The organism is Parasphingomonas zepuensis, from assembly GCF_036663735.1.
GTDB lineage: Bacteria > Pseudomonadota > Alphaproteobacteria > Sphingomonadales > Sphingomonadaceae > Sphingomonas.
In genome coordinates this window covers 1-24,048 of sequence record NZ_JAXOJO010000001.1, presented here as the reverse complement: position 1 = coordinate 24,048, position 24,048 = coordinate 1, and the positions used below count along the sequence as shown (strand labels likewise).

Annotated in this window: 20 protein-coding genes and 2 pseudogenes; 11 read left to right on the top strand and 11 right to left on the bottom strand. The window is 66.4% G+C overall.

Features of this window, described 5'->3' with window-relative positions; all coding sequences use genetic code 11:
• Positions 1 to 3: 3 nt before the first annotated feature.
• From U1769_RS00110 to U1769_RS00090, 5 genes are all read right to left on the bottom strand, one after another.
• On the bottom strand, positions 4 to 1,380 hold the full coding sequence (locus U1769_RS00110) for a glycoside hydrolase family 47 protein (RefSeq protein ID WP_332710617.1): 1,377 nt from the start codon (positions 1,378 to 1,380) through the stop codon (positions 4 to 6).
• Positions 1,381 to 1,448: 68 nt separating this feature from the next.
• Positions 1,449 to 3,101, bottom strand: coding sequence for a hypothetical protein (locus tag U1769_RS00105; RefSeq protein WP_332710615.1), 1,653 nt, complete (start codon positions 3,099 to 3,101; stop codon positions 1,449 to 1,451).
• 115 nt (positions 3,102 to 3,216) lie between these two features.
• Positions 3,217 to 4,779, bottom strand: coding sequence for a flavin monoamine oxidase family protein (locus U1769_RS00100; protein WP_332710614.1), 1,563 nt, complete (start codon positions 4,777 to 4,779; stop codon positions 3,217 to 3,219).
• Positions 4,776 to 5,279: a Rid family hydrolase gene (locus U1769_RS00095; protein ID WP_332710611.1), complete on the bottom strand. Its 504-nt coding sequence runs from the start codon at positions 5,277 to 5,279 to the stop codon at positions 4,776 to 4,778. Before U1769_RS00095 ends, U1769_RS00100 begins: the two co-directional genes overlap by 4 nt.
• 158 nt (positions 5,280 to 5,437) lie before the next feature.
• Positions 5,438 to 6,997: a tyrosinase family protein gene (locus U1769_RS00090; protein WP_332710609.1), complete on the bottom strand. Its 1,560-nt coding sequence runs from the start codon at positions 6,995 to 6,997 to the stop codon at positions 5,438 to 5,440.
• Between the two features lie 173 nt (positions 6,998 to 7,170).
• Here U1769_RS00090 and U1769_RS00085 point away from each other — a divergent pair, with 173 nt between their 5' ends.
• The 4 genes from U1769_RS00085 (at position 7,171) to U1769_RS00070 (ending at position 11,573) form a co-directional block, all read left to right on the top strand.
• Entirely contained in the window at positions 7,171 to 8,331 is a 1,161-nt protein-coding gene (locus U1769_RS00085) for a sensor histidine kinase (RefSeq protein WP_332710607.1), read from the top strand.
• Positions 8,328 to 9,068: a LytR/AlgR family response regulator transcription factor gene (locus tag U1769_RS00080; protein WP_332710605.1), complete on the top strand. Its 741-nt coding sequence runs from the start codon at positions 8,328 to 8,330 to the stop codon at positions 9,066 to 9,068. Before U1769_RS00085 ends, U1769_RS00080 begins: the two co-directional genes overlap by 4 nt.
• Before the next feature lie 98 nt (positions 9,069 to 9,166).
• Entirely contained in the window at positions 9,167 to 11,044 is a 1,878-nt protein-coding gene (locus U1769_RS00075; RefSeq protein ID WP_332710604.1) for an alpha/beta hydrolase-fold protein, read from the top strand.
• Entirely contained in the window at positions 11,034 to 11,573 is a 540-nt protein-coding gene (locus tag U1769_RS00070) for a DUF6265 family protein (RefSeq protein WP_332710603.1), read from the top strand. The genes U1769_RS00075 and U1769_RS00070 overlap by 11 nt, the downstream gene beginning before the upstream one ends.
• Here U1769_RS00070 and U1769_RS00065 read toward each other — a convergent pair.
• Complete coding sequence (locus tag U1769_RS00065) at positions 11,548 to 12,474, bottom strand: LysR family transcriptional regulator (RefSeq protein ID WP_332710601.1); 927 nt, start codon at positions 12,472 to 12,474, stop codon at positions 11,548 to 11,550. The two genes, U1769_RS00070 and U1769_RS00065, sit on opposite strands and share 26 nt — an antisense overlap.
• A gap of 116 nt (positions 12,475 to 12,590) precedes the next feature.
• On the opposite strand from U1769_RS00065, the gene U1769_RS00060 reads away from it, so the two are divergent.
• Complete coding sequence (locus tag U1769_RS00060) at positions 12,591 to 13,514, top strand: alpha/beta fold hydrolase (protein ID WP_332710599.1); 924 nt, start codon at positions 12,591 to 12,593, stop codon at positions 13,512 to 13,514.
• Positions 13,511 to 13,993, top strand: a complete 483-nt coding sequence (locus tag U1769_RS00055; protein ID WP_332710597.1) for a cupin domain-containing protein — start codon at positions 13,511 to 13,513, stop codon at positions 13,991 to 13,993. The genes U1769_RS00060 and U1769_RS00055 overlap by 4 nt, the downstream gene beginning before the upstream one ends.
• A 120-nt stretch (positions 13,994 to 14,113) precedes the next feature.
• Here the strand turns inward: U1769_RS00055 and U1769_RS00050 are convergent, their stop codons facing one another.
• The 4 genes from U1769_RS00050 to U1769_RS00035 form a co-directional block, all read right to left on the bottom strand.
• Positions 14,114 to 14,500 carry a hypothetical protein gene (locus U1769_RS00050; protein ID WP_332710594.1) on the bottom strand — a complete coding sequence of 129 codons (387 nt, stop codon included), beginning with the start codon at positions 14,498 to 14,500 and terminating at the stop codon, positions 14,114 to 14,116.
• A complete protein-coding gene (locus tag U1769_RS00045; RefSeq protein WP_332710592.1) occupies positions 14,500 to 15,489 on the bottom strand; it encodes a hypothetical protein in 990 nt (329 codons plus the stop codon). The genes U1769_RS00050 and U1769_RS00045 overlap by 1 nt, the downstream gene beginning before the upstream one ends.
• A gap of 131 nt (positions 15,490 to 15,620) precedes the next feature.
• Positions 15,621 to 16,802, bottom strand: coding sequence for a hypothetical protein (locus U1769_RS00040; protein ID WP_332710590.1), 1,182 nt, complete (start codon positions 16,800 to 16,802; stop codon positions 15,621 to 15,623).
• Positions 16,799 to 17,122 (bottom strand): hypothetical protein, encoded by a 324-nt coding sequence (locus U1769_RS00035; RefSeq protein WP_332710589.1) that lies wholly within the window; start codon positions 17,120 to 17,122, stop codon positions 16,799 to 16,801. Before U1769_RS00035 ends, U1769_RS00040 begins: the two co-directional genes overlap by 4 nt.
• Before the next feature lie 183 nt (positions 17,123 to 17,305).
• Between U1769_RS00035 and U1769_RS00030 the strand changes: the two are divergent.
• From U1769_RS00030 to U1769_RS00015, 4 genes and pseudogenes are all read left to right on the top strand, one after another.
• Positions 17,306 to 18,025 (top strand): annotated as a pseudogene (locus tag U1769_RS00030) (excinuclease ABC subunit UvrA); the annotation flags it as partial.
• Between the two features lie 237 nt (positions 18,026 to 18,262).
• A pseudogene (gene uvrA / locus U1769_RS00025) lies at positions 18,263 to 20,389 on the top strand (excinuclease ABC subunit UvrA); the annotation flags it as partial.
• 137 nt (positions 20,390 to 20,526) lie between these two features.
• Complete coding sequence (locus tag U1769_RS00020; protein ID WP_332710588.1) at positions 20,527 to 21,078, top strand: hypothetical protein; 552 nt, start codon at positions 20,527 to 20,529, stop codon at positions 21,076 to 21,078.
• Complete coding sequence (locus tag U1769_RS00015) at positions 21,053 to 21,235, top strand: hypothetical protein (protein WP_332710587.1); 183 nt, start codon at positions 21,053 to 21,055, stop codon at positions 21,233 to 21,235. The genes U1769_RS00020 and U1769_RS00015 overlap by 26 nt, the downstream gene beginning before the upstream one ends.
• A gap of 96 nt (positions 21,236 to 21,331) precedes the next feature.
• Here the strand turns inward: U1769_RS00015 and U1769_RS00010 are convergent, their stop codons facing one another.
• Positions 21,332 to 22,330, bottom strand: coding sequence for a hypothetical protein (locus U1769_RS00010; RefSeq protein WP_332710586.1), 999 nt, complete (start codon positions 22,328 to 22,330; stop codon positions 21,332 to 21,334).
• Between the two features lie 267 nt (positions 22,331 to 22,597).
• Here U1769_RS00010 and U1769_RS00005 point away from each other — a divergent pair, with 267 nt between their 5' ends.
• A complete protein-coding gene (locus tag U1769_RS00005) occupies positions 22,598 to 23,863 on the top strand; it encodes a hypothetical protein (protein WP_332710585.1) in 1,266 nt (421 codons plus the stop codon).
• Positions 23,864 to 24,048: the final 185 nt, after the last annotated feature.

The window sequence follows — 24,048 nt, the reverse complement described above, 5'->3', positions numbered from 1 at the left end:
TGCCTATCGCTTCAGGCCCTTCAGCACATTGCCCTCGGTCGACAGATAATTGTCGCGATAGTCGAAGCGCGGGCAGTCGCTGAAGATCAGCCAGTAATATTTCATCTGCTCGGACCACCAATAACCCGGGCAGGCATCGTTCCACGCGCCGGGCGCGGTGACGTCTCTCAGGCCGGAATAGCCATGGGCCACCTTGCTCGTCCGCTTCATGGCGAGGAAGTGCGTGCGCGCGACGTGCCGCCAATGCTCGTCGCGATCGTGCAGCCACAGCGTGAAGGCTGAGTCGACCAGTTCGGGGCGCAGCGCATTGCCCTTCGACTTGATCGACCAGTCGCTCGGATCGAACGCTTCCGGCAGCACGCCGAACCTGTCCTGCGCCTTCTCCCAGCCGCGCATCGCCGCCCTGGCTTCGCCGGGCTTGCCGCCCTCCCGCAGCAACCCGGGATAGAAAGCGGACAGCTCGCTCTGCACCAGATCGAGCCTTTCGCCGGTCTCGAAATCCACATTGGCGAACCACAAATCGCCCGTCGTCCGGTCGCCAAGATGCGTCAGGATCGCCGCGGTGCAGCTGCGATAGGCATCGCGCAGGCCCGTGTCCCCAGTCAGCAGCCACGTGTCCCACAGATATTCGAAATAGCTGTCGGTCGGCGGCCCGATGGTGGCAATGCGCGTGGTCCAGGCGCCGGTCGTCACGTCGATCGTATCGGCGAGCAGCCCAATCTTCGATCGTTTCCCATAGAGCGTGAGCATCGCGTCGATCGCCGCCTCGCCGAATCTCTTCTCGCCGGTAAGCTTCGACAATGTGACGAACTCCGGCGCGAGGCCCCCGCCGATCTCGGCGGGAAAGCTCAACGGATCGCGGGTCTTGCCGGTGCGGAGATTGACGTAGCGCATCGGCATGCCGGTCGGCGTGTCGAACGCGGGCATCATCCGCGTCGCCAGGTCCTGTGCCAGTTCGAGCAGCTTCGCCTCGCCGGTCGCGAGATGGCCGGAGAGCAGCCCGCCGACCAGCCGGATCGTCGCCTCGAACACCTGCGCGTCGCCATCCAGGTCGAAACGCAGCGACTGTTTGATCCAGCGCACCCCGTCCTCGAGCTCGGCATCGAGGCCCATCAGCCACAGCGTGTCGAGCGCCTCGACGATCGACAGGCCGACCGTCTGGCCGGGGATCAGGAAAGACTTGCTGGTGCCCGAGACTGGCCTGATCTCGTCCTGACCCCAGGCCTGTTTGCGATATTCGGCCCATGCCCAGGCCATCTCGCCGCGGACGTCCTGCGCCAGGGCGTGCCAGTCGGCGCGCTCGGCAAGGGTGAGGGCGGGGGTGGCGGACAGCGCCGCCGATGCGACGGCGCTGCCCAGGAAATGGCGACGATCGATCACGGCCCACCCCGCTGGGAAAGGGTGGCCATCTCTACACCGTTACGGGCCTCCTTCAACTGCGGCGGACGTCAGCGATTGTGATCCCTGCCGTTGCCCTGGCCCGGCTGCGGCCGCTGAGCCACCGCGCGCTGCTGCGCCCGTTGAGCCTGTTGAGCAGCGCGCTGTTGCTGCTGGGCGGCCTGTTGTGCCGCGCGTTGCTGCGCCGCTTGCTGCTGCGCCTGCTGGCGTTGCTTCACCTGCTGCTGGGCGACGGCGCGTTGCTGGTCGGCCTGTCGGCGCTGTGCCTCGCGTTGCTGTTGCAGCTGCTGGCCGCGTTGCGTGGCCTGCTGCTGCGCCGCACGTTGCGTGGCTTGCTGGGCCTGGCGCTGCTGCGCCTGCTGTGCAGCCCGCTGCTGCTGAGCGACACGCTGCTGGGCCGCGCGCTCCTCCGCCTGCTGCCGTTGCTGCACCGCCTGTTGGGCACGTTGCTGGGTCGCACGCTGCTGCACCTGCTGTTCCCGCGAGACGCGTTGCTGGTTCAGGCGTTGCTCGGCCTGCCGGCGCTGGGCGTCGCGCTGCTGGTTCAGCTGTTGCTGGCGCTGCTCCGCGCTCCGCTGCGCCACCTGCTGCCGCGCCCGCTGTCGTTCGGCCTGTTGCTGCAGGCGCTGGACCTGCTGCTGCTGCTGCGCTTGCTGGCGCACCTGCCCGTTGCGCGCCTCAATGGCCTGGCGCGCCTGCTGCCGCGCTGCGTCCTGCTGCTGCCGGGCCGCATCCTGCTGAAGCGCGGCATCGCGCTGGGCCGCTGCCTGAGCGCGCTGCTGTTCCGCTATCTGCCGCGCCTGCTGCTGGCGAGGCCGCTCGTCGCGCCCGGTCCGCTCCGGCGTATAAAGCTGGGGCGGTCGGTCCGGTTGGCCCTCACGCTGCCAGGTGGCGAAGCGCTGCGCGGCGCGTTCGCGCAGGGCCCGCTCGGGTTGCAGGCGCTGGCTGTCCTCGGCCGAATTGCGCTGGCGATAGGCCTGCCAGTCGGGCACGCGCTGCCGCGCGTCGCGCCAATCGGTGCGGGCCGCCGCGATTTCAGGCCGGCGCTGCGCCCATTGCGCCGCCGCCACGCCGCGGCGCGGGCGCTCGGCCGCCGCCCGGCGCAGTGCCCGAGCCCGGGCATAATAGCGCGAGGCTGCCTCGGCCTGTCGGGCAGCGTCCGCTCCGGAGATCAGCCGGCCGTCGCGGCCATAGACGGTCGTGATCCGCCCGCCGCGATAGCCGTAACTGTACTGGGGATCGCGCACGAGATACGGATAGTCCGCATCCGGCTCGTAATAATAATAGCGATATCCGCCGTCGATCGGCTCGGCATAGGTCGAATAGTCGTTGCCCGTCTCCCATGCCCAGGGCTCGACGCCGTCATAGTCGAAATAATAATCGGGCGGCGCATCGCCGATCGTGTCGCTGATCCAGTCGGCGCGGTCGATCCACGCATAGCGCTGATCGTCCGGCGCATCGGCATAGCCGAGCCGCTCGACGGGCGGCAGCGCGGCAAGCGCGGGCGCCCGGCGCACGGGGGCAGCCGGCCCGGCGGCGAGCGGCTGCACGTCGGGCAGCGGCGGCAAGGCGGCGACCGTCTGGTTGGCCGTAGCCTGGTCGTCGATGGTCGCCTGCCGCCCCTGCTGGCCGCAGGCGGCGAGCGAAAGGGTCAGTGCGGCGGCGCTTGCTGCGCCCAGCAACATACGGGTTTTTCCAGCCATGGCGAATGCCTCCTCTGGCAGTGAATCTGCGCCAGAAGTCGCACAACGCGCCTTAACCTGCTCTGGGTGCGTGGTTCATCGGAGGTTTCGGCTCGGCCGGGGCCAGTTGCCAGCCTCAGGCCACCTGTCGTTCGGTCAGCCGGTCGGCGACGACGCGCGTGTGGAGCAGCGCCATCGCCTCATGGGCTGAAAGGGCAGCGCCTTCCTGCCACGCGCCGATATAGCTCAGATGCTCGCCGGCGAAGAAGATGCGGTCCTCCGGCCGGCATAGCTCCGCATAATCGGTCTTGCGCTGTTCGGGCGTCCAGCGTGCGGCGATGCCGCCGCTCCACGGGGTCTCGTTCCACGCCACCGTCACGCCCTTGGTCAGCAGCGCCGATTTGCCCGGATGCATCCGCTCGATCACCGCGCGCGACACCTGCAGCCGCTCGGCATGCGGCAGGTTCGAAAAGGCCGATGCATCGCCGAGCCCACCCGCCGCATAAGCACCGATCACGATGCCGGTCGGGCTGTTCCACCCGCCGCTCGGATACCAGATCAGCTGGCTCGGCGCGTCGGTGAAGGCCAGCCCGCCATAAATGCCCTGCTCCTCCCAGAAGCGCGGGCTCTCCCACGCGACCTTCGCCGATGGCATATAGACGGTGTTGGCCAGCGCCGCCTTCTTCGCCGCCGACAGCGGCATGTCGAGTTGCTTCACCATCGTCGCCGGCAGGGTGCACAGGCAATAATGTGCCGTCACCGCGCCGCCATCCTGCAGCAGTATGCGCACGCCCCTGGCGGTCGGTCGCACTGCCTTCACGGGCGTGTTGAGCCGCACGGCATCCTTCACCCGCTCATGGATCGCCCGGGCGATCTGGTCCATGCCGCCGACGGGCTGGAACATCGGCGCCTGCTGGTCGAACGTCTCCTCGAAGGTCAGCCCGCCGCCCCAGAACCCGTCGGCCATGATCTGGTCGAGCGTCAGCGGGTCCATCGGCACGCCGGGATTGGCATAGCCCCCGGGATTGTCGGAGAAGCCGGAGCGGTCCGATCCGCGGTACACGCCCTTGGGATCGAGCGCGCCCCATTGCTCCAGATAGGCGCGCAGCTTGGCCCGGTCCGCCAGCGTCACCTGGCCATCGAGCGCGCCCTGGTCGAGCGCCTTGGCGATCAGCTCGGCGAAACGGCCCTTGGTGTCGTTCACTGCCTGGCGCTCGGTCACCGTGCGCCCGCCGAAATCGAGCCGCGCCGAGCGGTTGACGTTGACCATCACTTCGATCGGCACGCCGAATTGCTTGGCATAGCCCAGGATCACGGTGTGCGCGGTGGGCAGGCGCGCCGCGCCCGCGTTGAAATAATGCCCGTTCTCGAAGGTGCAGATCTGGTCCTCGCGCCCGATCTGCTCGATCCGGTCGCCGCCGCGGATCGACCAGACGCGCCCGCCGACGCGCCCGCGTGCCTCCAGCACCGTCACCGTGTATCCCGCCTTGCCCAGTTCGTAAGCGGCGACGAGCCCCGCGATCCCCGCACCCAGGATGACGACGGATTTTCCCTTGCCCGATCCCGGCGGCAGCGCGACGAGCCTGGTTTCGGCCGATGCGCGCGTCGCCAGCAGGCCCATCGCCTGCATCGACAGGAACACTGCGCTGTAACCGCCGGCCCTTCCCATCGCGTGGAGGAAGGCCCGGCGCGTTGTCATTTCGCGGGGAGCTTGGCGGCGGTCACTTCCACCTCGACCAGGAATTGCGGGGCGGCGAGTGCCGCCACCTGAACCGTCACCCTTGCCGGCTTGAGCGGCTGGTCGGCGGTGCCCCACACTTCCTTGTACGCCGTCATCATCCCGGCGAAATCCATGGTCGTCGCGCCGGCCGGCGCAACCAGATAGACCCGCATCATCACCACATCGCCCGGCGCCATGCCGTGCGCGGCGAGCGCTGTCTTGATCTTGGCGAAGACGGATCGGGACTGGACCTCGGTATTGCCCCAGCGGCCCGGATCGCTCTCCGCCATGCCAGCGATCGGATCGGGCAGCAGGCCGCTGACATAAAGGGTGGTCGCGCCGGGCGGCACCGTAACCGAACCGGCGATTGCCGCGGTCGGTGCGCCGTCATGGACGATTTGCGCGGTGGCCGGGGATGCCGCCAGCAGCAGTCCGCCCGCTCCGCTCGCCAAACAACGCCTGAAGATCGATCCCGCCATGTCTTGTCCCCCGAGTCGCCTGAAACAGTGTATGCTGCACTGCGTCATTCACAAGAGGGCGGCGAAACTTGCCGGATCGTCCGCCGGAACGGGCGCAGTGATTGGAAAAACCAGCGGCGGAAGCCGGAAAAGGCCGCCCGCCGCCGGAATTCGGCGTCTTACCGCAATTCGATCCGCGCCGAGCGGAAGCGGACATTGGCGCGCGGGCTGATCTGCTTGGCGGCCGCGTCGGGGCTGGTGCCCGTCACGCCGCTGCTCGGCTCGATCACCAGCGCGGTGTCGGTTCCGCCCAGCGCCTTCAGCGCCTCGGTCGCGTCGAACGTCTTCTGGTCGTCGGGCGCATTGGCGGCCATGCCGGCCATGTCATGGCCGGCATGCGGTGCCGTCAGGTTGAAGAAATTGATCACGCCCAGCAGCACGCGTTTGCCGCCACTGCCCTGGATATAGACTTCGTAGAGCACGCCCGGCGCCTCGTCATAGGCCAGGCCGTCTATCACCAGCACCGATCGCGGCGTCTCGCCGTTGCGGGGCGCTGCCCCCAGCATGTCCTTGCGGACATCAGGCGCGATCTTCAACGGCACCACGGTCGTGCCGAGCCGCAGCGGGGTGGCGCCGGTCACCTGATAGACGCGCAAGGGCCGCTCCTGCAGCAAGAGGGTCGGAAGCTTGATCTTCAGCGTCGCCGGGCAGCCGCCGCCGGCGGCATAGCTATAGTGGAGCTGCGCGGTGGTGAGCATGTCGCCCACCTTCCGCGTCACCAGCGCACCGGTGCCGTCGATGAAGTTGAAGGTCTGGGCAAGTTGTGACGGATTGCTCGGCAGCCGCGCCGCCTGGTTCACCTTCAGCCAGCATTCGTACAGCCGGTCGATATTGGTGTGGTGGGTGTAGAAGATCGGGTCGTTTCCGGCCGCCGGCACCGCGCCCATGTAACCGGTCGGGCAATTGGCGACGCCGACTGCGCAATGCACCGCGCCGTGCGGCGTCTGTTCGATCGCGCTGTTGAACGGGTTGTAGCTGGTCTGCTGCATCGCGTTGGTGGTCGATACGACCGAGGCAGCGAGATTGCTCGTGCCGGCGTTCAGCTGCGCCTGGCGATTGGGGATGTAGAGCGGGTTCGCCACGCTCTGGCCATTGGCGTTGATGTATTTCTGCTCGCGATAGGCGGCCGGCATCTGCGCATTGCCTTCGTAATCCCAGAAGGGCAGCCGCAAATTGGGGTCGCCCGCCGCCGACTGGAGAACCTTCTCGAAATAATAGAGGTACATGCGGTGCCAGGTGAGGAATTGGACGGTGCCGTGCTGGCAGGTGCACCAGGTCGCGTTCTCGTCGGCATTGCTCTTCGCCTGGGCGGTGAGCCCGCTCATGCCCGCGGCGCTCAGCCCGGAGACATTGGCACAGCCGGTTCCGAAATAGGCATGCATGTTCGCCCAGTAGATCCAGCTCCGCCGGTAATTGGCGCTGCCGCGCGGTTCGCTGTTCCACGCCTTCATCTGCGCCACGCCCTTGCGCAGGCTGGCCAGTTCGTGCGCGGTCAGCTGCAGGATCGATTTGCGCTGAGCGATGAAAAAACGCCCTGGCGTGATCCGCGCCTTCTGGATCTTTTTGCCCGTTGGAGCCGCGGATTGCGCCGCGGCCGGTTGCGCGAGGCTACCGATGGCGAGCAACATCGCGGCGCCGCCGTGGAGAGCCGTAAGCCGAGCCTTTACCATATAAGACATTTCCCGACACTCCCTCTATTATGTTCTGAACACACGCCGACGCGCGCCGTCAGGTCCATTATTGGGGACGACGGCTTATCTTGAACGACGACTCGCCGGTTCAAGAATATGCCGATCAATGCTACGCCCGTTGGGGAAATCGGTCGCCATCAACTGCACCCATATCGAAGGAAATGGCCGTTCGCCTCATGATCGGTGCCGGGCTCGGCGCGGGCCTATCCAGTGCCCGGCCGATCGGGCATCATTCGCCCATGACCGCGCTGGCCAACCGATTTGGGCCCCAGGCAATGGGCCTCGTCCGGTTCGCCGGCATCTGGCTCATCTGGCTGGTCATCGCGCTGATCACCTCGGTGCAGAGCTATGTCGCCGGGCGTACCGCCGGCACGCCGCAACCCTGGCTGCCCGCCTTCGGCAATGGCATCGCCTGGTATTCCGCCTGGGCGGTGCTGACGCCGCTGGTGGTCGCAGTGGCGCGGCGTTTCGCGAACGAACGGCGCATTCCCCTGCTTTTCGCGATCCATCTCGGCGCTGGTCTGTGCGTCGCGGTGCTGCATTCGGCGCTCTACGCCTCGCTCAACGCGATGGTCTATGGCCGGGCGGCCTGGGCGCCGTGGAGCAGCGATCTGCTTCTGCTCAAGCTCACCAGCAGCGTGCATGTGCAGCTGATGATCTACGCGATCATCGTCGGCATCGTGCTCGGCGCCCGCGCCTATCGCACGCTGCGCGACCGGGAGGTCGCCGCCGCCCGGCTCGAAACTCAATTGGCCGAGGCCGAGACGGCGGCGCTCCGCGCGCAACTCCAGCCGCATTTCCTGTTCAACGCGCTCAACGCGATTTCGGCGCTGGTGCCCGACGATCCGGTGATGGCGCAGCGGCTGATCGCGCGGCTTGGCGATCTGCTGCGCCTGTCGATCGATCAGCACCGGGCGCAGCGCGGCGCGCTCGCCGAGGAACTTGAATTCACGGACTCCTATCTGGCGATCGAGCAGGCACGGCTGGGCTCGAGGTTGCGCATCGTCCGGCGCATCGCACCCGAGGCGCTGGCGGTTCCGGTGCCGAGCCTGTTGCTCCAGCCGCTGGTGGAGAATGCCGTGCGGCACGGCATCGCGCCGCTCGTCGCCGGCGGCACGCTGACGATCAAGGCCGGGCTGGATGGCGCGGACTTGCGGCTGGTCGTCGCTGACGACGGCAAGGGGGCAGGGGAGATCGTCGAGGGCGTCGGGCTCGGCAATGCACGCCGCCGGCTGCGCCAGCTCCATGGCGATCGTCAGTCGCTCGCCGTCGAAACGGCGCCGGGTGCAGGCTTCAGCGTCACGATCCGGGTCCCGCGATGATCCGCACGCTGATCGTCGATGATGAGCCGCTCGCCCGCCGCGCCGTATCGGCGCCGCTGGCCGCGCATGGCGGGTTCGAGGTGGTGGCAGAGGCCGGGCACGGCGCCGCGGCGGTCGCGGCGATCGAGGCGTTGCGGCCTGATCTCGTGTTCCTGGACGTGCAGATGCCGGAGATGACGGGCTTCGACGTGATCGCGGCGGTTGGGCTCGAGGCAATGCCGCTCACCGTGTTCGTCACTGCCTATGACGAACATGCCGTGCGCGCGTTCGAGGTGGAGGCGCTGGATTATCTGCTCAAGCCGTTCGACGATCTGCGCATCGGCCGCGTGCTGGAGCGCGTGCGCCGCCGGCTCGCCAGCGACACGCCGCGCGCCGCCCGGCTCGGGGCGATGCTGGGCGGGCTGCCCGATCCGCCCGGCCTGGTCGTGCGTGCGCATGGCAGCATCAGGCTGATCCCGCTCGACCGGATCGACTGGATTGCGGCGGCGGGCGACTATGCGGAGGTCCATGCCGATGGCCGGGCGTCCCTGCTCAACGAATCGCTCGCCTCGCTCGAGGCGCGGTTGCCGGCGGCCGCGTTCGCCCGCGTCCACCGTTCGGCGATCGTGCGGCTCGACCGGCTGGCCGAGCTCCGCCCAGCCACGCACGGCGATGCGCTGTTGCGCCTGACGTGCGGTGCCGAGCTGCGGCTCAGCCGGCGCTATCGCGCCCCGATCGACCGCTACCTCGCGCGCTGATCCCGCCGGGCGAGCCCAGGGTCCCGCCTGGCGACGACGCCTTGCCGCGGAACGCTCGTCCCTGCCCAGTGGCGCTGCATCATAGCGGGAGGGTGGCCATGCGTGTTCGATTGTTTCTCTGCCTCTTGCTGGCGCTGTTCGCGGCTCCGGCCCACGCCCAGAGCCGGCTGGTTACGGCCCAGCTCCCCTCGACCAGCTTCGCCGCGAGCCGGATCGGCATAGCCCCGCTGCGCAACGTCACCGTTTATCTGCCGCCGCATTATGCGGACGGATCGCGGCGTTTCCCGGTGGTCTATTACCTCAACCACTTCTTCGAGGATCATCGCGAGCCCTTCGCCAGCCACGACGCGCGCGCCCTGTTCGACCAGGCGATCGGCGCCGGCGTGATCGGCGAGGTGATCGTGGTGACGGCAGATTTCGCCACGCCGGCGGGGAGCTCCTGGTACGTCAATTCCTCCGCGACTGGGAACTGGGAGGATTTCATGGTGCGCGAGCTCGTGCCCTGGGTCGACCGGACATATCGCACGCTGGCCGCCCGGGATTCGCGCGGCGTCGTCGGGGACGGCGTCGGCGGCTATGGTGCGATCCGTTTCGGCATGCGCCACCCCGAAGTCTTCGGCGCGGTCTATGCGCTGCAGGCGGTCGGTACTGGGCCCGGCGTCCAGACCAGCTATAGCCGCCCGAACTTCGATCTGCTTGCCCGCGCCCGGTCGCTCGACGATCTCGGCGATGACGGCTTTTCGCGGATCTTCACGTCGATCTACCAGGCCTTCTCGCCGAACCCCGATCGCTCGCCGCTCTATTTCGATCCGCCGGCGCGGCGTGTGGATGGTCGGCTCGTGGTGGACAGCGCCGTCATGGCGCGGTTCCACGAACGCATGGACCTGACGTCCCTCGTCCCTGCCTATGCCGACAATCTGAAGTCGCTCCGTGCCCTGAAGATCGACTGGGGCCGCGGCGATACCATCGCCGATCACATCGCCGGCAACCAGGCGCTGTCGCACCTGCTGACCGAATTCGGCGTGCCCCACGAAGCGGAGGAGCATGCCGGCGGCTTTCGCGACCGGCATTGGGGCGAGGACGGGCGCGTCTATACCGACGTCCTGCCCTTCTTCGCCCGGCACCTGCTGTTCGGCCCGCCGACCACGCCACGCGATCGCGTCGTTGCCGCGCATGGGCGGCTCGGCGCGGCGATGATCGCCGGCGATGCAGACGCGCTCGCCGCCCTGTACCTGCCAGATGCGATCAGCATGCCGGAATATCAGCCCGCATTGTACGGCAGCGCCCGGATCGCCACCTATCAGCGCGCCATGCTCGGCCGCCGCCGGGTGACGGACTATGTGCCGGTGATGAAAGACGTGATCGATCTCGGCCGGGGCGTCCTGGTCGAGACCGGCACCTTCACCATTGCTTGGCGCGGTTTCGAGGAGGAGCGCGGCAAGTACATCAATGTCTGGAGCCCCGGGCCGGATGGCTTGCTGAAGCTCAAGGCCGATGTCCGCGGCTATTTCCGGCCGCTGCCCGATCCGGCATCCTTCGTGGTCGCGATGCCGGCTGAAGCGCCCCCGACGGCGCCGGCCAGCGCGCTCGCCGCCCGGCTCGATACCCGCAACCGCGCCAATGCACGCGCCGTGCAGGATCATGACGTGGCCGCGCAGCTCGCGCTCTATGCCGATGACGGGGTGTTCATGCCGTTCGCCAACAAGCCCAGGATCGGGATCGAAGAGATCCGCCCGTATCTGGCTGGCTATGTGAATGCCGGCCGCGGCGTGACGTTCGATTCAGTACGCGTCTGGAATACCGGCTTCGAGGATTTCGGCGGCTATGTGCTGGAATATGGCAAGTTCAGCGTCGCCTGGCGGGCCGGCGGGTCCTCCGGCGTCACGCAGGGCGGGGGGCTGCGGCTGTGGCGCCAGGGCGCTGACGGCTCGCTCAGGATGCTGCGCCAGATCGGGACGCACGATCATGTCGGCTGACGGTCTCGCACGGCGCACGATCCTGTGCGGTCTCGCCGCAGTGCTTGCCGCGCCGGCGTCCGCCTTCGCCCAAACCGATCCGCGGGCGATGATCCGCCTGCGCGATCCGCGCCGGTCGCCGCCGCCCGCGACGATCGCCGACATGGCATGGATCGAAGGCCATTGGATCGGCGCGATGCCGGAAGGGCCGGTCGAGCATGTCATCCTGTCGGCGGCGTTCGGCCATATGCCCGGCTTCGTGCGGGCAGTGAATCCGCAGGGCGTGCTCTTCTACGAGATCAGCGTGTTCGTCGAAACCGGCGGGTCGCTCTCGGTCCGGGTCAAGCATTTCACGCCCGCGCTCGCCGGATGGGAAGCTCAGAGTGCCTATGTCGATCGCCCGCTGCTCGCCCGCGACGGCGCCGGCTATTATTTCGACGGCATCACTTTCCTGCGCACCGGGCCGGACAGCTTCACCGTCTATTTCCTCGATCGCTCGGGCAGTGTCGAGCGCGCCACTTTGGTCATCCCGTTCCGCCGGAAGGGGTGATCTTAGCCCGGTCCCAATAAGGCGGATCGCCGAAACTGCGCTTCAGGCTCGCGGTCAGCGCGGCGATCTTGGTCGAGGCGCTGCGGTCGCGCGGATAGGCGATGAACAGCTCGGCGCCCTCCGCCGCGCATCCGACCGCGACTTCAACCAGTGCGCCGCTCGCCAGCTGCTCGTGCACGAAGAAGGTCGGCAGCAGCGCGATGCCCAGCCCGGCCAGCGCCGCGTCGCGCATCACCAGCCCGTTATTGACGCGCAGCGCCGCGCGCGGCCGCAGCACCGTCCAGCCCTGCGCGCCAGCGAAGCGCCAGTCGGCGTCGCGATAGGCGTAGAGGATGCCCTTGTGCCCCGAAAGCTCGGCCAGCGCGGTCGGATGCCCCTTTTCCGCCAGATAGGCTGGCGCGGCGACCAGCACGCGCCGCGTCCGCGCCAGCCGTTTCGCGACCAGCCGCGTATCGCCCACCGGCCCGTGCCGGATCACCGCATCGAACCCGCTGGCCGCCGCATCGACGAACCGGTCGTCCAGCTCCAGCGTCAGGTCGATCTCGGGATGGTCGCGCAGGAACCGGTTCAGCGCCGGTCCGAGATGCAGGATGCCGAACCCGACCGGCGCAGAGATCCGCAGCGGCCCCGCCAGCGTGCCGCGCCGCGCCGCCATCTCGGCCGTCGCCTCGCGCGCCTGGAACAGGATCTGTTGCGCTCTTGGCAGGAAGGTGTTGCCGTCCTCGGTCAAAGTCAGCTTGCGCGTGGTTCGCTGGATCAGCCTTGTGCCCAGCGTCCGCTCCAGCTCGGCCAGCCTCTCGCTCACCACGGACTTGGCCTGGCCCTGCTGCCGCGCCGCTGCGCTGATCGATCCCGCCTCGACGATCGCGGTGAACGCGGCAAGGCCGTCAAGCTTCAGCATCGTTCGGGATTCCCGGACACAAGAGTCAGCTTAATCCTACTAGTCCGAACGATAGATTGCCATCATTTTCACCCTCGAAGAGGGGCGCCACCGGCGCTCCCGACAGGGGAAAATATATGCTTCGTTCCTTGATGCTCGCCGGCGCAGCTCTGGTGATGGCCGCGCCTGCCGCCGCGCAGGTGCCGCCTTATCCCGTCGCTTTCCACACCCAGGAAATCGCCAGCAACGGCGCCACCATCCACGTCCGCGTCGGCGGCAAGGGCCCCGCGGTCGTGTTGCTCCACGGCTATGGCGAGACCGGCGACATGTGGGCGCCGTTGGCTGCCGATCTGATGCGCGACCACACCGTGATCGTGCCCGATCTGCGCGGCCTCGGCCTGTCCTCGAAACCGGCCGGCGGCTTCGACAAGAAGAACCAGGCAGGCGACGTGCTCGGCGTGCTCGATGCGCTAAAGGTCACCGGCCAGGTCGATCTCGTCACGCACGATATCGGCAATATGGTCGGCTATGCCTTTGCCGAGCTTCATGCCGATCGGGTGAAGCGCTTCGTGCTGATCGACGCGCCGGTGCCCGGGGTCGGCCCGTGGGAGGAGATCCTCAAGAACCCGCTGCTCTGGCATTTCCGCTTCGGCGGGCCGGACATGGAGCGGCTGGTGGCCGGGCGCGAGCGCATCTACCTCGATCGCTTCTGGAACGAATTCTCCGCTGATCCGAAGCATTTCACCGAAGGCTCGCGCGCGCATTATGCGAAGCTCTACGCCCTGCCCGGCGCAATGCATTCCGGCTTCGCCCAGTTCGCCGCTTTCGATCAGGACGCGATCGACAACCGCGCCTGGCTCGCCGCCAACGGCAAGCTCAAGATGCCGGTCCTCGCGCTCGGCGGCGAGAAGAGCTTCGGCCTGACCATGGCCGTGGTGATGCGCGCCGGTGCCGAGAACGTCACGGAAGGCGTAATCCCCGGCTCCGGCCACTGGATCATGGAGGAAAACCCCGGCGCCACCGTCACCGCGGTCCGCGCTTTCCTGGCCCCCGCGAAATGATCCCGCGCCTCCTCCTGCTCGCCGCGGCCCTGCTCCCGCTCTCCGCCGCGGCCCAGAACGGGGCGGGGCAGGGGGAGGGACAACTCCGCCTCGCGCCCGCCGACATCGCCGCGCTGCCCGCGATCGAGGCGGGCGCCGGCACCTCCGGCGTGGCCGGCATCCGCACCCGCATCCTGTCCGGCGATCCGACCAGGCCCGGCCTCTACACCATCGCGCTGACTGTCCCCGCCAACACCCGCATCGCCGCCCACCGCCACCGCGACGATCGCACCGCCACCGTCGTCTCCGGCACCTGGTATTTCGGCTATGGCGAGGTGGCGAACGATGCGGCGTTCAAGCCGCTCCCGCCCGGCAGCTTCTACGCCGAGGCCGCCGACGCGCCCCATTTCGCCCACACCGGCGCCACGCCGGTGACGCTCTACATCACCGGCATCGGGCCCACCGACACGCGCTATGTCGAGGCGTCTGCCACACCCTGAATCCTGTGCCCCGAGGCTTGCGGATGGTCCCCTCTCCCGTTCGTGCCGAGCTTGTCGAAGCACCGTTCTTCTCGACAGTAGAGAACTGCCGCTCGATGCCATCAGCCGCAGCCTGACGGCTCAGCCAGAACCGCCGATGAAGGGCAGGGCGGCGAATTTCGTCACCACCCCCGTCACCTTGTCCACCGCGCCTGCGATATCGTCGATCGTGCGGGCGATCGCCTGGATCCGGTCGGCCTCCTTCTTCGCTGCCTTGGACAGTGCGTTGATCTGCTCCACCAGCGGCCCCGCCGCGATCGCGTCGTCGATCTGCTCGATGCCCAGCACGGCATGCCGCCGCAACGCTTCGAGGATCTGGGTATCGGTCGCGGTCGCCTTCTGGAAATCGGAGTCTGGGTCGTCCGAAAAGGGCGCCGATTGCAGCACCTGCATCGACATGGTCAGGTCCTGCACCAGCGTGTTGCGCGTCTGCGCCCAGGCGCCGAGCGTCTTGAGCTGAGTCGCCATCACTCGCCCTCCTTCGTCTTCAGCGCCTGGACGGCACCGTGCGTGACGCTGGCCAGATCGATCACTGCGCTGATCGCCGCTTCGAAATCGATCGTGTTGCCGGTCCGCGCTGCCTGGGCGAGCCCGGCATGCGCCTTGCCGATCGCGAGATAGCGCTGCTGTTCGATGCTGCGCGCGTTGAAGTCGGCGACGCGCGCGAACAGCGCGTCCTGGGAGGCCCGCACCTGATCGGGCGGCGCACCGGTTGCGGCAAGGCGCGATGCCTCCGCCTGCGCGGCCAGCGCCGCCTGCAGCAGCGCGGTGCCGTCATAGAGGTTCAGCCGGTCGTCGACGTCGGACAGGATCGCGGTCGCCTCTTGCACCAGCGTGTCGCCCGCAATGATGATCTTCTTCAGCACGCGTCCCCGTTCCGCCGCCAGCAGCAGACCGCCCGCCTTGGCCACCACCGCGGCGATGGCGCCGATCTTCGCGCTTGAACTGCCCGGCGCCGCGCCCGTCGCCTTGCGGATCGCGCCGTCGAGATTGCCGAGCGAGGTGGCGAGCCCGTTCACGGAGTCGGAAAACGCCGCCTGGTCCTCGGTGGTGTCCGCGGCGAGCAGGATCAGGTTGTCGGCATAGTCCGACAGCGCCTGGTCGAGCGCCTTGATGTTGGAATAGGTGGGGATCTTCTCGATCGGCTTGCCGGTTGCGTCGATCAGCGTGCACGGCGCGGGCGGTGCCGTGGCGCTCGGATCGGGCGCAAGCAGCAGTTGCGCGCATTGCGGCGAGAGGCGCAGATCGACATGATTGTCCGCCAGAGCCTGATGGATGCGCTCGCTCTCCGCCGCCGCCAGCGCCGTCAGCCGCTGATCCTGCACCGCGACCGACGCCTTGGTCAGCGTGCCGAACTCACCGATGGAATCGCGATAGGCGGTGTTGATGCAGCCGGTGAGGGTGGCGGCGATGCCGACGGCCAGTACCGTCCGGTGATGCGCCCATAATGCGTCCATGACTCTCCCCCGCCCCCGATGAGGCGCTCAGGCTGATCCAAAATCCGCCGCCGGGCTAGGGTCGCGGTGTGCCGATGCCACCGGATTGGCGGCATCGGCGGTACAACTCCGTATTTTGAAGGATCCGGGGATTATCGGAAAAGCGAGAAAGGCACGCCCACGAATAGCGCGATCGTGGCGTCGTCCTCGCGGCCGCCGCCGATCTTGGGAGCGTTGACATAGCCAACACGCACTCCGCCTCGCAATTTTCCTTCGCCATCGCTCGCGAGATAAAAGGGTACATCCACCCCGAACACGCGGTTTTTGACATCATAACTGACACTGGGCGCGATGGCGTAGTGGCGCGCGCCCGGCTCGAAACCGAAGCTCTTCCGGCCGTCGACCGTGAAAACGGCGCTACGCGATGTTGCGGGCGCGCCATCCGGTGCAGTCAGGCATTGAGTCTGGGTCGCGTTGATCGCCTGGCATAAAGAAACCGGGGCCTGAGCTTCATAGCGTCGGGCGTAGGTGAACGACGCGGTGAGCGAGCTGGAATGGTTGATCCACAAGAACCCTCCGAATACGGTTGCGCTGAAACCGTATTTTGAAGCCTTCTTGACGGTGAAGGTGTTCCGGTCGAGATATTTGTAGATGTCCTGATTGGCGCCAGCTTCTACGCCGTAGAAGCGGAAGGGCGTGTTGGGATAGTAAAAGGCGTACGTCCGGTCGAACAACTCAGGCGCGTATGTCTCGATAAGCGAGCTCTTGGATTCGTTTTGGAGGCGGCCGCCGGCAAAGTCGCAGTTCTTGGCAATCGTGGCGGGCGGGCCGCCCGAATATTTTTCTTCGCAACGTTTTTGCGCGATTTTGACTGCTTCGTCGTCCAACTGCCGCTGCAAACCTTGTTTCGGATACGAAATTGCGCCGCTGAATCGCGTGTAGTTCAACTTCAGTTCGGTGCCGCCGGGAAACCCGTCAAGGTCGAGCAGGGTGGTCTTGGTATCGTCTTTGTCGAGTTCGGTCGCGACCTTGAACGTGAATTGGTCGTAGAAAAGGCGATCCGTCGTCGCCGTTTCCGAACGGGCGAAACTCCAGGCGAACTCCACGCGCTTCTCGTCCGCGCTCGCGGTCAGTTGAAGTTGTGGCACAATGCTGCTGCCCAGTGCACGGTCGGTGGGCCCGTTCGCGACACCGCCTGCGATTTTTTGTGAGCCTGTCACGCCGTCGCTGTCGCGCGCGGCGACCTGAGCCTCGCCACTTGAACGTTGTTGTGCGGGGAGCTGACCAGGCATGCACAGCAACGCACACGCCGCGATACCGAGCCGGGCCTTCACTTTTCGCTATCCGGAGCGGAAGTGGCAGCGCCTGCGAAAATCTGAGGGATCGGAATCTCGTCGAAACCAGCAGGACGGGAATTCGGGATCTTCGACCCGATGCGCTTGCTGATGACCGTTCCATCGCGAAACACCTCGACGTCCATGGTGCCGCCCGGGTCGCCGACCATATGCCAGCTCAGCCATTCGGTCTCCGTGTCGTCCCAGGTGATGGTGCCCTTACCGCTGGTGATCCTCACCGGCTTGCCGCGGAATACGAACGCATATCCCTTCACCTTTTCGAGGTTCGAGACTTTCACATCGAGTTTAACGTCGGCCATGGATTCCTCCTGTCATGGGTTGACGGCCATCCATGAACCGGACCGGGCCCCCCACCGCGTGACGGCCATCACGCCCGTGCGCGAAATCGTTACGCGGCTGCCGCTCGAAACCCGGGCCGTGAGCTCCTATATCGCCGCAGCATCCTCTTGCCCCATCCGAACAAATATGGAACATATCGGTCTATGTTGACCCACATCTCCGTGCGCGGCGCGCGCGAGCACAACCTCAAGGATGTCTCGATCGACATCCCGCGCGACACGCTCACGGTGATCACCGGGCTGTCCGGTTCGGGCAAGTCGAGCCTCGCCTTCGACACCATCTATGCCGAGGGGCAGCGCCGCTATGTCGAGTCGCTCTCGGCCTATGCGCGCCAGTTCCTCGAGCTGATGCAGAAGCCGGACGTCGATCATATCGAAGGCCTGTCGCCCGCCATCTCGATCGAGCAGAAGACCACCAGCCGCAACCCGCGCTCCACCGTCGCCACCGTGACGGAAGTCTATGATTACATGCGCCTGCTCTGGGCGCGCGTCGGCATTCCCTATTCGCCCGCCACCGGCCTGCCGATCGCCGCGCAGACGGTCAGCCAGATGGTCGACCGCGTCATGGCCCTGCCCGAGGGCACGCGGCTCTACCTGCTCGCCCCCGTCGTGCGCGGCCGCAAGGGCGAATATCGCAAGGAAATGGCCGAGTGGCAGAAGGCCGGCTTCACCCGGGTCCGCATCGACGGCGAACTCCACGAGATCGACGAAGCCCCCGCGCTCGACAAGAAATACAAGCATGACATCGAAGTCGTGGTCGATCGCATGGTGGTCGGCCCGGACATGGCCACCCGCCTCGCCGACAGCTTCGAGACTGCGCTGAAGCTGGCCGAAGGGCTAGCCTATGTCGACCTGGTCGATACGACGGTGGCAAATCTAAGCGAAGGGGAGCGGGGCAAGAACAACGCGCTGCGCGAAATGCCGCAAACCTTCGTCGCGGAAGGCGCAACCCCTCTCCCAGCGGGAGAGGGAGGGGCCCAGCCAAAGGCTGGGAGGGTGAGGGCGACCAAAGCACAGGCCGCCGCGTCTGATAACCCAAGCCTCGTCCAGGCCGAGAAGCCCTCAGGCGGCATGAAGAACACCGGCATCCCGGACAACCGCATCGTCTTCAGCGAGAAATTCGCCTGCCCCGTCTCCGGCTTCACCATCGCCGAGATCGAGCCGCGCCTGTTCTCCTTCAACGCGCCGCAGGGCGCGTGCCCGGCCTGCGACGGCCTCGGCGAGAAATTGCTGTTCGACGAGGAACTCGTCGTCCCCAACCACGCGCTCAGCATCAAGAAGGGCGCGATCGTGCCCTGGGCGAAATCCAATCCGCCCTCGCCTTATTACATGCAGGTGCTGGGCAGCCTGGCGCGCGAATTCGGCTTCAGCCTCGATACGCCGTGGGAGGAACTCCCCGGCGAAGTGAAGCTGATCATCCTCCACGGCACCGCCGGCAAGCCGGTCACGCTCACCTTCGTCGACGGCCGCAAATCCTACGACGTGCGCAAGCCGTTCGAGGGCGTCATCGGCAACCTCAACCGCCGCATGCTCCAGACGGAAAGCGCCTGGATGCGTGAGGAGCTGTCCAAATATCAGAGCAGCGCCGCGTGCGAGGTGTGCCACGGCGCCCGCCTCAAGCCGGAGGCGCTGGCGGTCAAAATCGGCATGCGCGACATCTCGTCGGTCACCCATCTCTCGGTGGTCGATGCGCTCACTTGGTTCACCGCGATTCCGGCCGAGCTCACCGATCAGCAAAACGCCATCGCCGAACGCATATTGAAGGAGATCCTCGAACGGATCGGCTTCCTCAACAATGTCGGGCTCGATTATCTCAACCTCGATCGCACTTCGGGCACTTTGTCCGGCGGCGAGAGCCAGCGCATCCGCCTCGCCTCGCAGATCGGCTCCGGCCTTTCGGGCGTGCTCTACGTGCTCGACGAGCCGAGCATCGGCCTGCACCAGCGCGATAACGACATGCTGCTCGCCACGCTCCGCCGCCTGCGCGATCTCGGCAACACCGTGCTGGTGGTCGAGCATGACGAGGATGCGATCCGCTCGGCCGATTACGTCATCGATATGGGCCCCGGCGCCGGCGTCCATGGTGGAGAGATCGTCGCCCAGGGCACGCTCGACGATATCCTGAAGGCGAAGGGCAGCGTCACCGCCGATTATCTCAACGGCACGCGCGAAGTCGCGGTGCCCACGACGCGGCGCAAGGGCAATGGCAAGAAGCTGACCGTCGTCGGCGCCACCGCCAACAATCTGCGCGGCGTCACCGCCAGCATCCCGCTCGGCACCTTCACTTGCGTCACGGGCGTGTCGGGCTCGGGCAAGTCGAGCTTCACCATCGACACGCTCTATGCCGCCGCCGCGCGCGAGCTCAACGGCGCGCGCATGCTCGCCGGCAAGTATGAGAAGATCACTGGCCTGCAATATCTCGACAAGGTGATCGACATCGATCAGTCGCCGATCGGCCGCACCCCGCGCTCCAACCCGGCCACCTATACCGGCGCCTTCACCCAGATCCGCGACTGGTTCGCCGGCCTGCCCGAAAGCGCCGCGCGAGGGTACAAGCCCGGCCGCTTCAGCTTCAACGTCAAGGGCGGCCGCTGCGAGGCATGCCAGGGCGATGGCCTGCTCAAGATCGAGATGCACTTCCTGCCCGACGTCTATGTCGTGTGCGATGTGTGCCACGGCGCCCGCTACAATCGCGAGACGCTCGAGGTGAAGTTCAAGGGCAAGAGCATCGCCGACGTGCTCGACATGACGGTCGAGGATGCGGTCGAATTCTTCAAGGCCGTCCCCCCGATCCGCGACAAGATGGCGATGCTGGCGGAGGTCGGCCTCGGCTACGTCAAGGTCGGCCAGCAGGCGACGACTCTGTCGGGCGGCGAAGCGCAACGCGTGAAGCTGGCCAAGGAACTGTCGCGCAGAGCCACCGGCCAGACGCTCTATATCCTGGACGAGCCCACCACCGGGCTTCATTTCGAGGACGTGCGCAAGCTGCTCGAAGTGCTCCACGCGCTGGTCGATCAGGGCAACACGGTCGTGGTGATCGAGCATAATCTCGACGTCATCAAGACCGCCGACTGGGTGCTCGATCTTGGGCCGGAAGGCGGCGTGAAAGGCGGCGAGATCGTCGCCGAAGGCACGCCCGAAAAGGTCGCCAAGGCCAAGGGCAGCTTCACCGGTCACTATCTCGCGCCCCTGCTGGAGCGTGGGCGGCAGAGCGTCGCGGCGGAGTAAAAGTATCTCCCAAAATCTCCCTCTCCCCCTGTGGGAGAGGGAAGGGGCCCATCGCGTAGCGATGGGAAGGGTGAGGGGGACACACGAACTCAGGTACTGGCTACGCGACGTATTGGAACGGCAGGGGCAAGCAGCGGATGACCAGTCCATACCGACCCGAATTCGAAGCCGCCCTCCGCCTCTTCGCGCGCGCCAGCGAAGCCATGAAGGCCCGTGGCTTCGCCGCCCCGGTGCTGGTCGGCGGCGCAGCGGTAGAGCTCTACTCGGCCAGCGCCATCGCCACCGGCGATTTCGATATCGTTACCGCGCGACAGGAGGAATTCGAGGAAGAACTGCGCAGCCTCGGCTTCGTCCGCCCGTCCGGCCCCGGCAAGGCAACGCGTGGCTGGATTCATCCCGATCTGCATCTCGGCTTCGAGATCGTGTCCGCGAGCCTTCTCGACGGGATGGCCGAGCGCGAACGCGTGCGCCTTTTCTCCCTCGATACGGACGGCATTGCTGCGGTCCTGTCGCTCGAAGACATGATCGCAGATCGTATCGGTCAGTTCGCTTCCGGCACTGCGCCCGACATGCTCGAACAGGCACGCATATTGCTTCGCCTGTTTCCCGATGCCGATCTGGAGTATCTTGAACGCCGCATCAGATACGAAAGCGGCGGCGATCATGGCCTCGACATCCTCCAGGGCTGAAAAGGCCGCCACACCGCTCGCGGATTTCGGCCGCGAAGTCCTGCTGCGCCGCGCCGCCGCGGGCAACCCCGTCATGCCCCGCAATGCCGGCACCCGCCGCACCGCCAGCAAGCGCGCGCTGCTCGTGGCGATCGAAGACGCTGGCGGCAAATGGTGAGAGCGGAAGGGCGCGGGGCGATTGGCGCACACGTTTCAGAGGTGAAGTAACTCGCCCCCGTAATCACGCGCGACGGTCCGAAGACGCGGCGGCCGCTCATCTCCAGGGGGCACGCGCCAGCTTGCCGGCGCGGTCGCGGCATTGCAGTCCATAATCGATCACGCGGTCCCCATATTCACCGTTGATCTGGCCGGTCATCAGCCGCAGCACGCCGCGGGGCGATCTGTAATAGAACAGGCACTGTCCCACGCTATCGACTGCGCATGTGTCGATCTCGGTAATGCCCTCACGATAATAGGTCACATATTCGTGGCTGTTGCGCTCGCGGTCGATCGGGCCGTTCGGACGATACGGCCTCCACCCCCCTTGCAGCAGGATCGCCCGCGCCTCCTCGATCGGTTTGTGAAACAGGTTCGGAAAGCGGACATGGCCGTCGCACACCGTGTCGAACGGCGCCGTCTCGTCCAGACGCAGCACGTTCCCCGACAGGGTCAGGTCGCCGATCGGCGGGGCCGGCAAGCTGGTCGCCACCCGCAACGCGCCGCCCTTCATGGGTTGCAGACCGTCGGGCACCAGCCACCAGAAGCCGCGCGCCGGATGCAGCATCGCCACGACGGCATCGCCCTCGTAGAACACGATATTGATGGTCGCCGGCATGCAGGGCACCCCGGGCATGGAATAATAATGGCGCAGGATCGTCACCGCGGTGAGGCTGCCCAGCGGCTGCTCGCCCGTCACGCGCCAGCCCAGCGCCCTGGCCGCCTTGCCGCCCGCTGTTGCGGGCGTGATCAGACCCCACCCATCGCAATCCCACATTTTCTCGCTGGTGTTGGTTCCCGGCTCGATCCGCGGCAGGGTGTCAGTGGCGATCAACGCATAGCGGCGGACCGTCGAGCGCACGGCGATGTGCCCCGGCTTCGGTGTGATGGTGATCGGTGGATCGGGATATTCGTCCGGAATGTTGATCACGCCCTCTGCGGGCGATGATGCTGACGGCGACGGCGACGACGCTGTGGTCGCCTTGGCTGTCGGCTTCACTGCGCTAGAACAGCCCGACAGCAACACCAGCAGACACATCGCCCAAGCTAGCTTCATTGCGCTTTCCCGTCCGTCCAAGCTGGGCACAAGCGATAGCAGGATCGGAACAAATCAGCAACATAGACCCAGGAGAATTACGGTGAGGGTCACTTCATCGCAAGGTCGGCCAGCAGGCGACGACCCTGGCTGGCGGCGGGGTGAAACACGTCAAGCTGGCCAGCCCTCCACCAAAACCATAACGCCCAAGTAACGTCCCGAAATCCCCGCCAACCTCTTGAGCCCGCGCCCAATTCAACTAAAGTCCCCACCGGGGGGACGTCACACATGAAATTCGCGCATCTCGCAGCATGGGCTCTTCTCGCGCTGCCGGTGGCCTCGCCGGCGCAGACACGCCCGGCCGCCGCCCCGCTCACCCGCGCCGAGCAGCTCGACATCATGGCCGACTTCTTCGTGCCGCGTCCTGTGATCCTCCCGATCAGCCGGGAGCTGTGCGACACCGCCTTCCGCACGCAACTGGCCCGCGACCCCGGCATGCCCGAAATCGAGAAGGCGCTGCCCGGCATCGTCGATCGCATGGTCAAGGCATCCTCCGCCCATTGCGATGTCGAGATGAAGAAGATCGTGGAGGCGCGCCAGGATCAGGTCCGCACCTATATGGCCGCTCAGTTCAGCCCCGCCGAACTGGCGCGCCTGGCCCGTTTGCTCGCCCCTTCCGTCCAGGAAGCGAGCGACTTCAAGCTTGTGGTGCGCCCCGGCGATTCGATGCAGCAGCTCGTCGCGCAGGTGAGCGTTACTCCACAACAGGAACAGCGCCTCAGAGCCGCTCAGGTCGCCTTCGCGCGAACGCCCGGCGGCGTTGCCCTCATCAACAGGGTCCACGCTTACGAGCTGTCGATGAAGCCGCTGCTCAATCTCGACCAGACGGCGATCCGCGATATCGCGAACCAGGGCTACAAGCTGGCCCACCGCGAGGCCAATCTCTACGCGCAGGAAAAGGACCTGCTGGAACTCTATTCGGACGCCCCGATTCCGCCGCGCCCCGCCGCCCTCGCCGAAGTCGCGCCGCCCCCGGGCACCGATCCGCTCCCCGCCAAATTGTCGGGCTCCTTCGTCTACGTCTATTCGTTCCTCGACGTTCGGCAGAATGAATATACCCCGAAGGTGCTCGATCAGTTCGATGACGATCTGACCACCCGGCTCAACGCCGCCGGCATCTCCAGCAAGATCCTCCGCTATACGGAGAGCGCCAAGGGCAAGGACGAATTCGTCGCCGCGAAGACTCAGGTGGGGGATGATTCAAGGGCCGTCCCGGTGGCGGAAACCATCGGCGGCAACCTGGCCGACGAGCGCACTACCAAGGCGCGCTTCCGCCTGATCGTCTTTCCCGCCAATTTCACCCTGTCGGGCGCCTGGCGCTTCTACGACATCCGCTTCATCCTGATGGACACCGCCACCAACAAGCGCCTGCTGGAATACACCTATAGCGGGAAGCATCTGGTGATGATGCGCGACAGCGAGAACGCCCAGGCGCGGTCGCGGAAGATCCTGGATGCAGCGTTTGCGGAGCTGAGGGCGAAGGGGTTTTTGTGAGGGGGTTCTGATAGGCATCAACCTCAAGGCGTGGCCGCGACACTCGGAATTCGGGGACACTAGGAATTCGGGGACATTGTGTAATTGAATTAGCCATCCTCCTGCAGAGTACGGAGTCGCCTGGCAGGTGCTCCACGGCAGGAGGATGACCGATGACGATTTATGCAGGATTGGATGTTTCTGAC

Excerpts from the sequence above, each read along its gene's own strand:
- U1769_RS00100 (WP_332710614.1), bottom strand. The coding sequence starts at position 4,779 with ATGACAACGCGCCGGGCCTTCCTCCACGCGATGGGAAGGGCCGGCGGT.
- U1769_RS00070 (WP_332710603.1), top strand. The coding sequence starts at position 11,034 with ATGTCGGCTGACGGTCTCGCACGGCGCACGATCCTGTGCGGTCTCGCC.
- U1769_RS00075 (WP_332710604.1), top strand. The coding sequence starts at position 9,167 with ATGCGTGTTCGATTGTTTCTCTGCCTCTTGCTGGCGCTGTTCGCGGCT.
- U1769_RS00010 (WP_332710586.1), bottom strand. The coding sequence starts at position 22,330 with ATGAAGCTAGCTTGGGCGATGTGTCTGCTGGTGTTGCTGTCGGGCTGT.
- U1769_RS00085 (WP_332710607.1), top strand. The coding sequence starts at position 7,171 with ATGGCCGTTCGCCTCATGATCGGTGCCGGGCTCGGCGCGGGCCTATCC.
- U1769_RS00105 (WP_332710615.1), bottom strand. The coding sequence starts at position 3,101 with ATGGCTGGAAAAACCCGTATGTTGCTGGGCGCAGCAAGCGCCGCCGCA.
- U1769_RS00060 (WP_332710599.1), top strand. The coding sequence starts at position 12,591 with ATGCTTCGTTCCTTGATGCTCGCCGGCGCAGCTCTGGTGATGGCCGCG.
- U1769_RS00015 (WP_332710587.1), top strand. The coding sequence starts at position 21,053 with ATGGCCTCGACATCCTCCAGGGCTGAAAAGGCCGCCACACCGCTCGCG.
- U1769_RS00050 (WP_332710594.1), bottom strand. The coding sequence starts at position 14,500 with ATGGCGACTCAGCTCAAGACGCTCGGCGCCTGGGCGCAGACGCGCAAC.
- U1769_RS00080 (WP_332710605.1), top strand. The coding sequence starts at position 8,328 with ATGATCCGCACGCTGATCGTCGATGATGAGCCGCTCGCCCGCCGCGCC.
- U1769_RS00045 (WP_332710592.1), bottom strand. The coding sequence starts at position 15,489 with ATGGACGCATTATGGGCGCATCACCGGACGGTACTGGCCGTCGGCATC.
- U1769_RS00005 (WP_332710585.1), top strand. The coding sequence starts at position 22,598 with ATGAAATTCGCGCATCTCGCAGCATGGGCTCTTCTCGCGCTGCCGGTG.
- U1769_RS00095 (WP_332710611.1), bottom strand. The coding sequence starts at position 5,279 with ATGGCGGGATCGATCTTCAGGCGTTGTTTGGCGAGCGGAGCGGGCGGA.
- U1769_RS00090 (WP_332710609.1), bottom strand. The coding sequence starts at position 6,997 with ATGTCTTATATGGTAAAGGCTCGGCTTACGGCTCTCCACGGCGGCGCC.
- U1769_RS00035 (WP_332710589.1), bottom strand. The coding sequence starts at position 17,122 with ATGGCCGACGTTAAACTCGATGTGAAAGTCTCGAACCTCGAAAAGGTG.
- U1769_RS00055 (WP_332710597.1), top strand. The coding sequence starts at position 13,511 with ATGATCCCGCGCCTCCTCCTGCTCGCCGCGGCCCTGCTCCCGCTCTCC.
- U1769_RS00020 (WP_332710588.1), top strand. The coding sequence starts at position 20,527 with ATGACCAGTCCATACCGACCCGAATTCGAAGCCGCCCTCCGCCTCTTC.
- U1769_RS00065 (WP_332710601.1), bottom strand. The coding sequence starts at position 12,474 with ATGCTGAAGCTTGACGGCCTTGCCGCGTTCACCGCGATCGTCGAGGCG.